Consider the following 15,450-nt stretch of genomic DNA (forward strand, 5'->3'; position numbering starts at 1 on the left):
CTTATTTGGCTGTCGTGATTAGCATTTTAGGCGGTCGGTCTCAATGAAAAGCCCCTGCGACAACGCCGCAGGGGCTCTCGTCTTTAGTCGACAATTTCGGGTTAGCCGCCGACGTCACCGCTCAAAATTTCACCAAAGCGCTCCCAGGTTTCGCCCTTGAACCGCATCAGTTGCAGTTGCGAAAGCGGCGCGAAATCGGTCGCCGAGGTATTGACCTTGACGCCCGGCAACAGGCCGCCGAGCTCGAGGTCGCGGATGCCGGCGGCCTGCTTCATGACGTTCTCGCGCGTCAGATTGTCGCCGCATGCCCGCAGCACATGCTCGAGGCCCTGTGCGACGGTGTAGGCATACATCACGGACGCGTCGGCGCGGTTTGCTTCGGGGTAATACTTATCCAGGAACGCGTTCCAGGCGATCATGCCCTTGTCGGTCTTCCACTGCGGATCGGTCGGATCCTTCAGATATTGCGACGAGACGATGTCCTGGGCGTTCTCGAAGCCCGCCGGCTTGATCACGCTGCCGATCGACGAGGAGACGTTGTTGAGGAAATGCAGCGGCTTCCAGCCGAGCTCGTTGTTCTTCTTGATGGCCTGTGCCGCGAATTTCGGCGTCGTGATGTTGAAGAATACGTCGGCGCCGGTGGCCTTGAGTTTGACGATGTGGGAATCGATCGTCGGCTCGGTCACCTCGTAGCTGTCCTCGGCGACGATCATTGAGGCGGCCTTGGCGCCGAGCCCGTCCTTGAATCCCTTCAGATAGTCCTTGCCGTAATCGTCGTTCTGGTAGAGCACCGCGATCCTGGCGTCCGGCTTGTTCTTCAGGATGTACTTCGCATAGATGATGGACTCGCTCTGGTAGTTGGGCTGCCAGCCCATGGTCCAGGGGAATTCCTTCGGGTCGTTCCACTTGGTGGCCCCGGTGGCGACAAACAGTTGCGGCACCTTCTTCTGGTTCATGTATTTCTGGATCGCCGAGTTCGGCGGCGTGCCGAGCGAATTGAAGATGATCAGCACCTCATCGCTCTCGACGAGCTTGCGCGCCTGCTCGACGGTCTTCGGCGGCGTGTAGGCGTCGTCGTAGCTGATGAAGGTGATCTTGCGGCCGTTGATGCCGCCCTCGGCATTGACCTTGCGGAAATAGGCCTCCTCGGTCTTGCCGATCACGCCATAGGCGGAGGCTGCTCCGCTGTAGGGCATGATGTTGCCGATCTTGATCTCGGTGTCGCTGGCGCCGGTGTCGTATTTCTTCTGCGCGACGGCGGGGCTCGTGGCCGCCGCGAGCAGTGCGAGGGCAGCCGAAAAGGCCCCCAATCGCAAATGGATAGCAGGCATTTTGATCTCCCTTGGATCACCATGAATGTGTCACGATTTTTGCAATGGGAGCACTTCGCGGCCCCTCGCGACATTGAATACCTTTCGCCTGGTGCCAGCAACAGGAAGCCCCCCGCGGCGGTGTCGCGGAGGGCGTCATTTAGTCGAACGCGTTGCGAGGAAAACCTGCGTTGCGGAAGCGCCTCGCGATACACGCGAAACGTTTGCGTTGATGTCGTGCGTCGTCCTAGTTGCTCAGATTGCTCGAAATGATGTCACCGAACAGCTCCCACCTCTCGCCCTTGAACCGCATCAGGCGCAGCTGCTTGATCGGTGCGAAGTCGGTGGCCGAGGTGTTGATGCTGATGCCCGGCAGCAGCGTGTCGGGGACATAATCCTTCAGGCTCGCAGCCTGCTTCATGACATTGGCGCGAGTCAGATCGTCACCGCACATCTCCAGCACCTTCACCATGGTCTGCGCGGCGGCGTATCCGAAGGAGGTGGCGCCGTCGAGCTTGTTGGCGTCGGGATAATGCTTCTTGAGGAAGGCAAGGAATTTCTCCATGCCGGGATCCTTGTCCCATTGTGGGTCGGCGCCGTCCTTGAGGTAGGACGCCGACAGGATGCCTTGCGAATTCTCGAAGCCCGCCGGCTGCATCACGCCGCCGACCGAAGCCGAGACGTTGGCGACGATCTGCAGCGGCGTCCAGGCGATTTCGGCAGCCTTCTTGATGGCCTGCGCTGCGAATTTCGGCGTCGTGATGCTGACGAAGGTGTCGGCGCCGGCGGCCTTCAGCTTGATGATGCGATTGTCGATTGTGGGCTCCGACGTCTCGTAGGCCTCTTCGGCGACGATCATCGTGGCCTTGTCGCCGAAAGCGTCCTTCAGTCCCTTGAGGTAGTCCTTGCCGAAATCGTCATTCTGGTAGAGCACGCCGACCTTGGCGTCGGGCTTGTGCTTCATGATGTATTTTGCGTAGACCCGCGCCTCGTCCTGGTAGGACGGTTGCCAGCCCATGGTCCATGGATAGTTCTTGGGGTCGTTCCACTTGGAGGCGCCGGAAGCGATGAACAGCTGCGGCACCTGCTTCTCGTTCATGTACTTTCGGATCGCGGCGTTGCTTGAGGTGCCGACCGAGCCGAACACCAGCAGCACCTGGTCGTCCTCGACCAGCTTGCGCGCCTGCTCGACGGTCTTGGCTGGCGAGTAGCCGTCGTCATAGGAGATGAACGTGATCTTGCGGCCGCGGATGCCGCCGGACGCGTTGATCATCTTGAAATAGGCCGCCTCGGTCCTGCCGATCACGCCATAGGCCGAGGCGGGTCCCGAGTACGGCGCGGTGTTGCCGATCCTGATTTCGGTGTCGCTGGCGCCGGTGTCGTAGGCCTTCTGCGCCAGCGCGGCATTGCAGCTCGTCAGGATCAGAGCGAATGCGCACAATAGCGCCGTCAGGGACGGGCGTACGGCAATCATGGTTTCCCCACCTCGTATTCTTGTGCCGTGTATTCAATACCATCGGCGTCGGGCGTCAACAAAAAGCCCCCGCGACGGGATCGCGGAGGCCGTTGTTTTATTCCCGCAGTGCAACCTCACTCGGAGGGAACGTCGCCGGAAATGATCTCGCCGAACAGTTCCCATTTCTGGCCCTTGAAGCGCTGCATCTGCAGCTGGGCGATCGGGGCGAAATCGGTGGCCGAGGTGTTGATCTTGACGCCGGGCAACAGGGTGTCCGGCGTAAAGTCCTTCAGGCTCGCTGCCTGCTTCATGACGTTGGCGCGGGTCAGATCGTCGCCGCACATTTCGAGCGCCTTGGCGAGCGTCTGCGCGGCGCCATAGCCGTAGACGACGCCGTTGTCGGTCTTGTCGACGCCCGGCATGTACTTGTCGAGGAATGCGTTCCACTTCTTCATGCCGGGATCGTTGGCCCATTGCGGGTCGGAGCCGTCCTTGGCATAGGCGGCCGAGAGCACGCCCTGGGCGTTCTCGAAGCCGGCCGGCTGCATCACGCTGCCGACCGAGATCGCCACGTTGGTGATGATCTGCAGCGGCTTCCAGCCGAGCTCGGCGGTCTTCTTGATGGTCTGGGCGCCGAATTTCGGCGTGGTGTAGATCAAGAGCACGTCGGGATTGGCGGCCTTGATCTTGACGATATGGCCGTCGATCGACGGCTCGGAGACCTCATAGCTCTCCTCCATGATGATGCTGGAGGCCGCCTTGGCGCCGAAACCGTCCTTGGTGCCCTTGAGGTAGTCTTTGCCGAAATCGTCGTTCTGATAGAGGATCGCGACCTTGGCGTCGGGCTTCTCCTCAACAGCCATTTGGCATAGATTTGCGCTTCGCTCTGGTAGCTCGGCTGCCAGCCGATGGTCCACGGGAAGTTCTTCGGATCGTTCCACTTGGTGGCGCCGGTGGCGACGAACAGCTGCGGGATCTTCTTGGAGTTGAGGTACTTCTGGATCGCGGTGTTCGACGGCGTGCCGAGCGGGTTGAACACGACGAGCACCTCGTCGCTCTCGACCAGCTTGCGCACCTGCTCGACCGCCTTCGGCGGCGAATAGGCGTCGTCATAGCTGACGAAGCTGACCTTGCGGCCGTTGATGCCACCCTGATCGTTGATCATCTTGAAGTAGGCTTCTTCAGTCTTGCCGATCACGCCATAGGCGGAGGCCGGTCCCGAATACGGCATGATGTTGCCGACCTTGATCTCGGTATCGCTCGCGCCGGTGTCGTATTTCTTTTGGGCGAATGCGGCAGTGGACGTCGCAGCAACAGCGACGATCGCCGCGGAAATCGCGGCGATCCTTAACGTAGAAAGCATAATGTCTCCTGGTTTGCTTCGATAGGCTGTTAGTTTTTCTTGAGCTTTGCGGCCAGCTGGTGGGCAACGATCGCAACCTGCCTGGCGCCGTGCGGCACGAGGAAGATGACGAGGAACAGCAGCACGCCGAACACAGCGCCGGAGAGGCCCTTGGAAATCCCCTCAGCGATGTTGGGCACGAAGATGATGAAGGCGCTTCCGACGATCGAGCCGGGCAGCCAGCCGACGCCGCCGACCACCATGCCGAGGAACAGCGAGATCGCGAGCTGGATGGTGTAGCCGTCGGGCGCCACGAACTGCACCGCGATGGCGCCGAGACCGCCGGCGACGCCGGTGATGCCGGCCGAGACGCCGAACGCCAGCGTCTTGTAAAGCGCGACGTCGACGCCCATCGCGGAAGCCGCGATCTCGTTGTCGCGGATCGCCATGAAGGCGCGGCCCGAGCGCGAGCGCAGCAGGTTCACCGAAGCGATATAGATTGCGATCGTGACCACCAGCGTGAAGTAATACAGCCACATGTCCTGCCCCATCGGCAGGCCGAACGGCGCATCCGGCTTGGTCACGACCAGGCCCTGCACGCCGCCGGTCCAGTGCTCGAAATAGCCCAGCTTCAAGAGCTGCGGCATCGCGGTTGCGAGCGCAAAGGTGGCGAGCGCCAGATAGACGCCGGAAAGCCGCAGCGCCGGCTGGCCGAACAGGAAGCCGAAGCCGAAGCAGACGATGCCGGCGATCGGCAGCGTGAGGGCATAGTTCATGCCGACATGCTCCATCAGGATCGCCGAGGTATAGGCGCCGACGGCGTAGAACGCGCTCTGACCGAGCGAGAACTGGCCGGAGCCGCCGGTCAGGATGTTGAGCGCCATCACCGCAAGGCCGTAGATCAGAAGCATCGTCATCTGGAAGATGATGAAGTTCTTCACGAACATCGGGATCAGGATCAGCGCGGCGAGCACGACGAGCGACGTGCCGTAGCCCAGCGTCATGGCGCGCTTTGGCACGGCCTCGACGGCCTGGCCTTCGGTGACGACTTCGACTTCTTCAGCGGCGCTCATGATCAAACTCGCTTCACGATGGCGCGACCGAACAGGCCTGCCGGTTTGACGACCAGGACGACAATGATCAGCGCAAGCGCGATCGGAAGTTTCAGCTCATTGCCGACGCCGGGGATGTAGGTGCCGACGAGGTTCTCGAAGATGCCGACCAGGAAGCCGCCCATCACCGCGCCGAACGGACTGGTCAGCCCGCCCAGCACGGCGGCAGCAAACCCGTAGATCAGCACGCCCAGCATCATGTTCGGCTCGAGGAACACCACCGGCGCGATCATCATGCCGGCGATCGAGCCGATCGCCGCGGCCATGCCCCAGCCCAGCGCGATCATCCACGAGGTGTTGATGCCGACCAGCCGCGCCGATTCCGGCACCGATGCGGCGGCACGCATCGCAAGACCCACCCGGGTGAAGCGGAAAAAGAAGAACAGCAGGAGCAGCATCAAGAGCGTAATACCGATCATGCCGGCCTGGTGGGTCGAGATCAGCTGGCTGCCGAGGAACGGGGAAGAGCCGAACGGCGTCGGATATTGCTTGATGGTGAAGTCCCAGATCAGGCCGGCGACGCTGTTGATGATCGCATACAGCGCGATAAAACCGGCGACGTTGGTCAGGATCGGCGCCTTCGCCAGCGGCTTGAACAAGAGCCGCTCGATCGCAATGCCGGCGGCGAACGAAAACGCGACGGTGAGCACGAAAGCGCCCCAATATGGCACGCCCCATTGCATCAGCTGCCAGGATACGAAGGTCGAGAACATCGCCATTTCGCCCTGGGCGAAATTCAGATGGTCGATGGCCTGGTAGATCATGACCACTGCGAGCGCCATGCAGGCATAGATCGCGCCGGTGGCGATGCCGGCCAGGACCTGGTTGGCAAAAAGCTCCATTGTGCCAGCTCCTCAGTAGCCGAGATACGATTTGCGGACGTCTTCGTTGTTCGCGATGTCCTTGGCATTGCCCGACATCACGATCCGTCCGGTTTCGATCACATAGGCCTGGTCGGCGAGCTCGAGCGCGAGCTGCGCGTTCTGCTCGACCACCAGGATGGTCACCTTTTCCTCGCGATTGATCTTGCCGAGGATGCGGAACAGGTCGCGCACGATCAGCGGGGCGAGGCCGAATGACGGCTCGTCGAGCAGCATCAGCCGCGGCCGCAGCATCAGCGCGCGCGCCACCGCGAGCATCTGCTGCTCGCCGCCCGACAGCGTGCCGGCCTGCTGGGTGTAGCGCTGCTTCAGCACCGGGAAATGCTCGTACATCCGTTCGATGTCGGAGCCGATCGCCTTCGTGTCGGCGCGGCTGATGGCGCCGAGCTGCAAATTCTCCTCCACCGTCATGTTGGTGAAGGTGCCGCGGCCCTGCGGCACATGGGCGATGCCGAGGCGGACCACGTTCTCGGTCGAACGGGTGCCGATCGGCTTGCCCTCGAACTCGATCGCGCCGGTGGAGCGCACCATGTTGCAGATCGCCCGCAGCGTGGTGGTCTTGCCGGCGCCGTTGGCGCCGAGCAGCGTGGTCAACGAACCCTCGTTGAGCGAGAAACTGAGGCCGTGCAGGGCCTGGACCTGACCGTAATAGGCGCGCAGGTCCTTGACGTTGAGCATCGCTGTCATTGGTCCTTGCTCCCCAGATAGGCCTTGATGACATCAGGGTCGGCCTGGACCTGGGCCGGCGTGCCTTCGGCAAGCTTGCGGCCGAAATTGAGCGCGACGACGTGGTCGGCGATCGACATCACGAGACCCATGTGATGCTCGACCAGCAGCACCGTAATTTTACGGTCGTCGCGGATTTTGCGGATGAGGTCGCCGAGCACATGGACTTCCTCGTGATTGAGGCCGCCGGCCGGCTCGTCGAGCAGCAGGATCTTCGGATCGGCGGCCAAAGCGCGCGCCAGCTCGACGCGCTTCTGGGTCCCGAAGGGAAGTCCCGAGACCACGGTGTGGGCGACGTCCTCGAGATCGAGATAGCCGAGGATGTCGTGCACCTTCTTGTTCATGTCGTGCTCGCCGCGGCGGACCCAGGCGAGGCGCAGCGAGTCGCTGACGATGTCGCTCGAGGTGCGCGCATGCGCGCCGACGCGCACATTGTCGATCACCGACAGGTTGGGGAACAGCGCGACGTTCTGGAAGGTGCGGCCGATGCCGATCTCGGCGATCCGGTGCGGCGGGCGCGACAGGATGCTCTTGCCTTCCATCAGGATGTCGCCGGATGACGGCTGGTAGAGCCGCGACAGGCAGTTGAACAGCGTCGTCTTGCCGGCGCCGTTCGGCCCGATCAGGCCGAGGATCTGTCCATGACGCATGTCGAACGACACGCCGTTCAACGCGATGATGCCGCCGAACACGACGCTGACGTCGCGAACCGCGAGCAGAGGATCATTCCCCTGCGCGAGCTGTGCCTGCGTCATCTCGTCTCGCCCGCCGTCTTCGAGCGGTGCGAGCGGCCCTGCGATGTGCTTCGCCGGACGTGATGGAGGCTATCTGATCCCCTCGGCCAAACGTGCAACTTTCCCTCCTACTCTGGTCTTTTTGCTTGTTTCTTTTTTGGATTGCGGCGCCATTCCACCGAGCGCCTGCTCGATGTTCCTTACCATCGCGACAAGGCGAGGTCCAATGTCGTTGAGCAATCGATCTTCCGTGAAGCGGAATGCCGGCGCGCCGCAATTGAAAGCATAGGGGCCGGTTCCGTCGTTCAGTTTCAATGCAACGCCGGCCGCGGCGACATCATCCTGCCAGTCGCCGGTGGACAAGGTAAATCCGTGCTTCGCCACCGTCTCGCCGGAGCGCTCGATGCCGTCGCGGATCTTGGCCCAGCGGCCGCCATAGTGATCTCGCAGCTCGCGTAATAAAGCCGCACGCTCTTCGGGTGGCAATGCCCAAATATAGGCACGTCCCATTGCCGTGGTTGCGATCGGCACCCGCGAGCCGACGTCGAGTTGCACGCCGAGCGCCAGGCCGTTCCGGCTCTGGCCGAAATAGATCATGCTGTGACGGTCGCGGCCGCCGACGGCGACTGCGCCGCCGGTCGCGCGCATCACCTCTTCCCGATAGGGTTCGGACAGATGCCGAACGCCGAGATTTGCGAGCGCGGCGTAGCCGAGTGCCATCGCCGACGGTGCGAGCTGGTACTTCTCGAACTTCGGTACAGGTGTAAGGTATCCCAGCTTGGTCAGCGTGTAGGTCAGCCGGGAAATGGTCGGCTTCGGTAATTTGGTGCGGGCTGCAATCTCCTGATTGCCGAGCAGCCCGTCATTGGGCTGAAATGCGCGCAGGACGTCCAGTCCGCGGGAAAGCGCGACGACGAAATTGCGATCGGTCGCTGCTTTTTTTCCGGCGCGCTTCATTCCCTGACCTTGTCATGCTCGTTGACAAGGCTCGTGCTTCAAAATAACCCTCCGTGTCAAGATGTGGAATTAAATTTCGCAGTGCGAAATTGGTCTAATCGTAGCGGCTCAACGCAAGTCGTGCAGCTACTCAACGCAAGAACAAGCATCCAGGGAGAGTCCCGGTGAGTGAAGTCGTCAAGCTCGAACGTCATGACAACATTGCAGTCGTCACGGTTAACAGTCCGCCTGTGAACGCGCTCAGCGCGGCCGTGCGCGGCGGTATCTTCGATGGCATCAAGGCCGCGATCGACGATCCGCAGGTGCAGGGCATCGTGCTGACCTGTGCCGGCCGCACCTTCATCGCCGGCGCCGACATCACCGAATTCGGCAAGCCGCCGAAGCCGCCCGGCCTCGCCGAAGTGCTGAGCTTGATGGAAAGCTCGCCGAAGCCGATCGTTGCCGCGATCCACGGCAACGCGCTCGGCGGCGGTCTCGAGGTTGCGCTGGCCTGCCACTATCGCGTTGCCACCAAGGACGCCAAGCTCGGCCTGCCCGAGGTGAAGCTCGGCCTGCTGCCGGGCGCCGGCGGCACCCAGCGGCTGCCGCGCGCGGTCGGTCCCGAGCTCGCGGTCAAGATGATCGTCGGCGGCGATCCGATCAGCGCCGAGGTGGCGCTCAAGAACGGCCTGATCGAGGAAATCGTAGAGGATCCGGCGTCGGGCGGCGAGGCCTTTGCGCGCAAGGTGGTCGCCGAGAAGCGTCCGCTGCGCAAGCTGCGCGACGACGACAGCAAGCTCGCCGCGGCCAAGGCCGATCGTTCGATCTTCACCAATGCGGTCGCCGCGCTGACCAAGAAGGCGCGCGGCCTCGAGGCGCCGTTCGCGGCTGCCGACGCCGTCGGTGCCGCGATCGACCTGCCGTTCGACGAGGGCCTGAAGAAGGAGCGCGAGGGCTTCCTGAAGCTGATGAACGGCGACCAGTCCAAGGCGCAGCGTTATGCCTTCTTCGCCGAGCGTGAAGCCGCCAAGATCTCCGGTGTTCCCGAGGGCACCAAGGGCCGCAACGTGGCGCGCGTCGCCATCCTCGGCGCCGGCACCATGGGCGGCGGCATCGCGATGTCGTTCGCCAATGCCGGCATCCCGGTCACCCTGGTCGAGACCGGCGAGGAGCAGCTGAAGCGCGGCCTGGGCATCATGCAGAAGAACTACGAGGCGACCGCTGCGCGGGGTGGCATCCCGGCGGACGCGCCCGCCAAGCGCATGGCCCTGATCAACGGCGTCGTCGGTATCGAGAACGTCGGGGATGCTGACCTGGTTATCGAGGCGGTGTTCGAGACCATGGCGGTCAAGAAGGAAGTGTTCGGCAAGCTCGATCAGTACGCCAAGCCGGGCGCGGTGCTCGCCTCCAACACCTCCTATCTCAACATCGACGAGATCGCGCAGTCGACCAAGCGTCCGCAGGACGTGCTCGGCATGCACTTCTTCTCGCCGGCCAACGTCATGAAGCTGTGCGAGATCGTGCGCGCCGACAAGACCGCGCCGGACGCACTGGTCACCGCCGTCTCGATCGCCCGCAAGATCGCCAAGGTGCCGGCCGTGGTCGGCGTCTGCGACGGCTTCGTCGGCAACCGCATGCTGGCGCAGCGTGGCAAGCAGTCCGAGAAGCTGCTGTTCGAAGGCGCGCTGCCGCAGCAGGTCGACGCCGTGGTGACCAAGTTCGGCATGCCGATGGGCCCGTTCGCGATGGGCGATCTCGCCGGCCTCGATATCGGCTGGCGCTCGCGCAAGGACCGCGGCATCAAGTCGGAGATCGCGGACGCGCTATGCGAAGCCGGCCGGTTCGGCCAGAAGACCGGCAAGGGCTACTACAAGTATGAGCAGGGCTCGCGCGCGGCGCTGCCCGATCCGGAAGTCGAGAAGCTGATCGACGAGACGCTGTTGCGCCTCGGCCGCAAGAAGCGCGTCGTCAGCGACGACGAGATTCTCGAGCGCATGATGTACCCGATGATCAACGAAGGCGCGAAGATCCTTGCCGAAGGCATCGCGGCGCGCCCGTCGGATATCGACGTGGTCTGGCTCTATGGCTATGGCTGGCCGATCTATCGCGGCGGTCCGATGTTCTGGGCCGACACCGTCGGCCTGAAGCACATCGCCGATCGTCTGGCCTTCTATGCCAAGGAGACCAACGATCCTTCGCTCGAGCCGGCGCCGCTGCTCAGGAGGCTCGCCGATGAGGGCAAGACCTTCGCCTCGCTCGCCGCAGCGTCGAAGGCGGCGTGATTGGCCGAAGGCCTAACCATGTGTCGTTCCGGGGCATCGCAAAGCGATGAACCCGGAACCCATTGCGCCCCAGCGCATGTGGCCTGATGGATTCCGGGTCTGGCCCTTCGGGCCATCCCGGAATGACGACTTCATAGAGTCCCTGCGAAGGCATCCATGACCTATCCCGGCGAACAATATTATCCCAACGGCGTGCGGTGGAGCGACGAGATCGCGCGCGGCACGCTGCCGGACCTGCTCTCGAACGCGGCCGCCGAATTCGGTGCGCGTCCGGTGCTGGAATTCCGGGAACGGCAGATCAGCTACAGCGAGCTGGAAGCCCTGGTCGAGACCGCCGCCGCCGCCTTCATGCGGGCCGGCTACGGCAAGGGCACGTCGGTCGCGCTGTTTCTCGGCAACTCGCCCGATCATCCGATCAATTTCTTCGGCGCGCTGAAGGCCGGCGCCCGTGTCGTGCATCTGTCGCCGCTCGACGGCGAGATCGCGCTGTCGCACAAGCTGTCCGATTCAGGCGCACGTGTGCTGGTCACCAGCAACCTCTCGGCGCTGCTGCCGACCGCGCTGAAATTCCTCGCCAAGGGTCTGCTCGACCGTCTGATCGTTTGCGAGGATGACAATTGGGGCAAGGTCGGCACGCCGCAGACTGCGTTGCCGGACAATCCCGCCATCGTGACGCATCGGAAATTCATCGACGGCGCGACCAAACCGGCGCAATGGCCCGCGGTCGACGTCGAGGACGTTGCGCTGCTGCAATATACTGGCGGCACCACGGGCCTGCCCAAGGGCGCCATGCTCAGCCACGGCAATCTCACCGCGGCGGTGTCGATCTACGACGTCTGGGGCAAGCCGGGACGGCTCGAACGCAATGCGGTCGAGCGCGTGATCTGCGTGCTGCCGCTGTTTCATATCTATGCACTGACCGTCGTGCTGCTGTCGACGATCCGGCGCGGCCACCTGATCTCGCTGCACCAGCGCTTCGACGTCGAGGCGGTGATGCGCGACATCGAGGTCAAGCGCGCGACGGTGTTTCCCGGCGTGCCGACGATGTGGATCGCGATCGCCTCGCTTCCCGATCTCGACAGGCGCGATCTCTCCTCGCTGGTGGTCGCCGGCTCCGGCGGCGCGCCGCTGCCGGTGGAGGTCGCAAAGGTCTTCGAGCGCCGCGTCGGCATGAAGCTGAAGAGCGGCTGGGGCATGACCGAGACCTGCTCGCCCGGCACCGGCCATCCGAAGGAAGGGCCGGAGAAGCCGGGCTCGATCGGGCTGATGCTGCCCGGCATCGAGATGGACGTGGTGTCGCTGGAGGATTCCACCAGGGTGATGCCGGTCGGCGAGGTCGGCGAAATCCGTATCCGCGGCCCGAACGTCACCAAGGGCTACTGGAACCGGCCCGCGGAAACCGCGGAGGCCTTTGTCGGCGACCGCTTCCTCACCGGCGACATCGGCTACATGGACGCCGACGGTTATTTCTATCTGGTCGACCGCAAGAAGGACATGATCATCTCCGGCGGCTTCAACGTCTATCCGCAGATGATCGAGCAGGCGATCTATACCCATCCCGCCGTGCAGGAAGTGATCGTGATCGGCATCGTTGACGACTACCGCGGCGAAGCGGCAAAAGCCTTCATCAAGCTGCGCGACGGCGAAAAGCCGTTCTCAGTCGACGATCTCCGCGCGTTCCTGACCGGCAAGCTCGGCAAGCACGAGCTGCCGGCCGCGGTCGAGTTCGTCGCTGAATTGCCGCGCACCCCGGTTGGAAAGCTGTCGCGCCACGAATTGCGCCAGCAGCAGCCGAAGACAGCGCAACCTCAACAACAGACTGCATCAGGACCCCGCTCATGACCGACGCCGTCATCGGACCTGTTCGAGGTGTTGTAGTTATTTCGTCGTCCCGGCCAAGCGAAGCGCGAGCCGGGACCCATACGCCGCGGCCCTCGCAAGAGGCACAAGCGGCGGCCGGCTTTGCCAGTTGCGATGGCCGGTGGTTATGGGTCCCTGCTTTCGCAGGGACGACAGCGAGAGAGTTAGAAGGGTAATTCAACTTTCAAAAGGAGGATCCGATGGATCTCGCTTTCACCAAGGAAGAGATAGCGTTTCGCGAGGAGGTGCGGGAGTTCTTCAAGAACAACGTGCCGCCGGAGACACGGCGCAAGCTGCAGGAAGGCCGCCACCTGTCGAAGGACGAGATGGTGACCTGGTGGCGCATCCTCAACAAGAAGGGCTGGGGCGTCACCCACTGGCCAAAGGAATATGGCGGCACCGGCTGGACCACCGTGCAGCACTACATCTTCAACGAGGAGCTGCAGTCCTATCCGGCGCCGCAGCCGCTCGCCTTCGGCGTCAGCATGGTCGGCCCTGTCATCTACACCTTCGGCAACGAGAAGCAAAAGAAGGAATACCTGCCGCGCATTGCCAGTGTCGATGACTGGTGGTGCCAGGGCTTTTCGGAGCCGGGCTCGGGTTCGGACCTCGCGTCGCTGAAGACCAAGGCCGAGCGCAAGGGCGACAAGTGGATCATCAACGGCCAGAAGACCTGGACCACGCTGGCCCAGCATGCCGACATGATCTTCTGCCTTTGCCGCACCGACAACAATGCGAAGAAGCAGATGGGCATCTCCTTCATCGTGTTCAGCATGAAGTCGAAGGGCGTCACCGTGCGCCCGATCCAGACCATCGACGGCGGCGTTGAGGTCAACGAAGTGTTCTTCGACGACGTCGAGGTGCCTTACGAGAACCTGATCGGCGAGGAGAACAAGGGCTGGGATTACGCAAAATTCCTGCTCGGCAATGAGCGCACCGGCATCGCCCGGGTCGGCGTATCGAAGGAGCGGCTGCGCCGCATCCGCGCGCTGGCCTCCAAGGTCGAGGCCGGCGGCCGCCCGGTGATCGAGGATCCGGCGTTCCGCGAAAAGCTCACCGCGTGCGAGATCGAGCTCAAGGCGCTCGAGCTGACCCAGCTCCGTGTCGTCGCCGACGAGGGCAAGCACGGCAAGGGTAAGCCCAATCCGGCGTCCTCGGTGCTCAAGATCAAGGGCTCCGAAATCCAGCAGACCACCACCGAGCTCCTGATGGAGATCATCGGTCCGTTCGCCGCGCCCTATGACGAGCATGGCGATGCCGGCTCCAACGAGAGCATGGATTGGACCGCGCAGATCGCGCCGAGCTACTTCAACAACCGCAAGGTTTCGATCTACGGCGGCTCCAACGAGATCCAGCGCAACATCATCAGCAAGGCGGTGCTGGGGCTTTAGGCCGCACATTCAGCTGTCGTCCCCCGCCTTGTGCGCAATTGCGCACAGGTGCGGGGGACCCAGTACGCCGCGGCAGTCATGGCAGACAACGACTGCCGGCGATTACTGGATCCCCGCATTCGCGGGGATGACGAGTGGAGATCAGGGCGGACGCCCGCGTGATTTTGGAGAGATGGTAACATGGATTTTGATCTGTCCGAGGAGCAGCGGCTTCTCAAGGAAAGCGTCGACGGGCTCCTCAGCGATGCCTACGACTTCGATGCGCGCAAGAAGTACATGAAGGAGAAGGGCGGCTGGAGCAAGGCCCTCTGGGGCAAGCTCGCCGAGCAGGGGTTGCTCGGTCTGCCGTTTGCGGAGACCGACGGCGGCTTCGGCGCCGGCGCGGTCGAGACCATGATCGTGATGGAGGCGCTCGGCAAGGCGCTGGTGGTCGAGCCCTATCTCGCTACCGTCGTGGTCGCCGGCGGCTTCCTGCGTCATGGCGGCTCGACCGAGCAGAAGGCCAAGTACATTCCCGGCATCATCGACGGCAGCAAGACCTTCGGCTTCGCGCAGCTCGAGAAGAACTCGCGTTACGACCTCTTTGACGTCGTGACGACCGCGAAGAAAAAGGGCGACGGCTGGGTGATCGACGGCGAGAAGTTCGTCGTGCTCAACGGCGAGAACGCCGACACGCTGATCGTGACCGCCCGCACCAAGGGTGCGCAGCGCGACAAGGCCGGCATCGGCGTGTTCCTGGTTCCGGCAGACGCCAAGGGCGTTACCAAAAAAGGTTACCCGACCCAGGATGGCCTGCACGCGGCCGACATCACCTTCACCAATGTCGAGGTCGGTGCGGACGCTGCGATCGGCGATCCCGAGAACGGCCTGCCTCTGATCGAGCGCGTGGCGGACGAGGCTCGTACTGCGCTGTGCGCGGAAGCCGTCGGTGCGATGGACGAGTCGCTGAAGGAGACCGTCGAGTACATCAAGACCCGCAAGCAGTTCGGCGTTGCGATCGGCTCGTTCCAGAGCCTGCAGCACCGTGCCGCCGACATGTTCGTGGCGCTGGAGCAGGCCCGCAGCATGTCGATGTTCGCGACCATGGCGTCTGATTTCGATGACGCCAAGGAGCGTTCGTCCGCGGTGGCGGCCGCCAAGGTGCAGGTCGGCAAGTCCCTGAAGTTCGTCGGCCAGCAGTCGATCCAGCTCCATGGCGGCATCGGCATGACCATGGAGGCCAAGATCGGCCACTACTTCAAGCGGCTGACCATGATCGAGAACACGCTCGGCGACACCGACTACCACCTCCGTCGCGTCAGCGAGGGCGGCGGACTGCTGGGTTGAGCTGTCGTTGCCGGGCTTGACCCGGCAACCCATCGCTCTTGAGAAGATGGATGCGCGGGTCATGCCCGCGCATGACGAGTTCTGGTAGAAGTCA

The 15,450-nt window shown here is 63.1% G+C and carries 11 protein-coding genes and 1 pseudogene; 4 read left to right on the forward strand and 8 right to left on the reverse strand.

The window, feature by feature from the left end; translation table 11 throughout:
• Positions 1-101: 101 nt before the first annotated feature.
• From HAP48_RS19095 to HAP48_RS19130, 8 genes and pseudogenes are all read right to left on the reverse strand, one after another.
• Positions 102-1,331 carry an ABC transporter substrate-binding protein gene (locus tag HAP48_RS19095; RefSeq protein ID WP_166211384.1) on the reverse strand — a complete coding sequence of 410 codons (1,230 nt, stop codon included), beginning with the start codon at positions 1,329-1,331 and terminating at the stop codon, positions 102-104.
• 226 nt (positions 1,332-1,557) lie between these two features.
• Entirely contained in the window at positions 1,558-2,784 is a 1,227-nt protein-coding gene (locus HAP48_RS19100) for an ABC transporter substrate-binding protein (protein ID WP_166211381.1), read from the reverse strand.
• A gap of 116 nt (positions 2,785-2,900) precedes the next feature.
• A pseudogene (locus tag HAP48_RS19105) lies at positions 2,901-4,129 on the reverse strand (ABC transporter substrate-binding protein).
• 29 nt (positions 4,130-4,158) lie between these two features.
• A complete protein-coding gene (locus HAP48_RS19110; protein ID WP_166211378.1) occupies positions 4,159-5,181 on the reverse strand; it encodes a branched-chain amino acid ABC transporter permease in 1,023 nt (340 codons plus the stop codon).
• Positions 5,182-5,183: 2 nt separating this feature from the next.
• Positions 5,184-6,062, reverse strand: a complete 879-nt coding sequence (locus tag HAP48_RS19115) for a branched-chain amino acid ABC transporter permease (RefSeq protein WP_029077898.1) — start codon at positions 6,060-6,062, stop codon at positions 5,184-5,186.
• A 12-nt stretch (positions 6,063-6,074) separates the two neighbouring features.
• Entirely contained in the window at positions 6,075-6,788 is a 714-nt protein-coding gene (locus HAP48_RS19120; protein WP_166211374.1) for an ABC transporter ATP-binding protein, read from the reverse strand.
• Complete coding sequence (locus HAP48_RS19125) at positions 6,785-7,582, reverse strand: ABC transporter ATP-binding protein (RefSeq protein WP_166211370.1); 798 nt, start codon at positions 7,580-7,582, stop codon at positions 6,785-6,787. Before HAP48_RS19125 ends, HAP48_RS19120 begins: the two co-directional genes overlap by 4 nt.
• 69 nt (positions 7,583-7,651) lie before the next feature.
• Complete coding sequence (locus HAP48_RS19130; protein ID WP_166211367.1) at positions 7,652-8,518, reverse strand: IclR family transcriptional regulator; 867 nt, start codon at positions 8,516-8,518, stop codon at positions 7,652-7,654.
• Positions 8,519-8,682: 164 nt separating this feature from the next.
• On the opposite strand from HAP48_RS19130, the gene HAP48_RS19135 reads away from it, so the two are divergent.
• The 4 genes from HAP48_RS19135 to pimD all read left to right on the forward strand — a co-directional run bounded on the left by HAP48_RS19135 (position 8,683) and on the right by pimD (position 15,356).
• A complete protein-coding gene (locus tag HAP48_RS19135; RefSeq protein ID WP_166211364.1) occupies positions 8,683-10,779 on the forward strand; it encodes a 3-hydroxyacyl-CoA dehydrogenase NAD-binding domain-containing protein in 2,097 nt (698 codons plus the stop codon).
• A gap of 156 nt (positions 10,780-10,935) precedes the next feature.
• The gene (gene pimA / locus HAP48_RS19140; protein WP_166211361.1) at positions 10,936-12,621 is read left to right on the forward strand and encodes a dicarboxylate--CoA ligase PimA; all 1,686 of its coding nucleotides are present in this window, start codon (positions 10,936-10,938) and stop codon (positions 12,619-12,621) included.
• 218 nt (positions 12,622-12,839) lie between these two features.
• Entirely contained in the window at positions 12,840-14,030 is a 1,191-nt protein-coding gene (gene pimC / locus HAP48_RS19145) for a pimeloyl-CoA dehydrogenase large subunit (protein WP_166211358.1), read from the forward strand.
• Positions 14,031-14,210: 180 nt separating this feature from the next.
• Entirely contained in the window at positions 14,211-15,356 is a 1,146-nt protein-coding gene (gene pimD / locus HAP48_RS19150; RefSeq protein WP_166211355.1) for a pimeloyl-CoA dehydrogenase small subunit, read from the forward strand.
• The last annotated feature ends 94 nt before the right edge of the window (positions 15,357-15,450 follow it).

The sequence above is a fragment of the Bradyrhizobium septentrionale genome (assembly GCF_011516645.4).
GTDB classification, from domain to species: domain Bacteria; phylum Pseudomonadota; class Alphaproteobacteria; order Rhizobiales; family Xanthobacteraceae; genus Bradyrhizobium; species Bradyrhizobium septentrionale.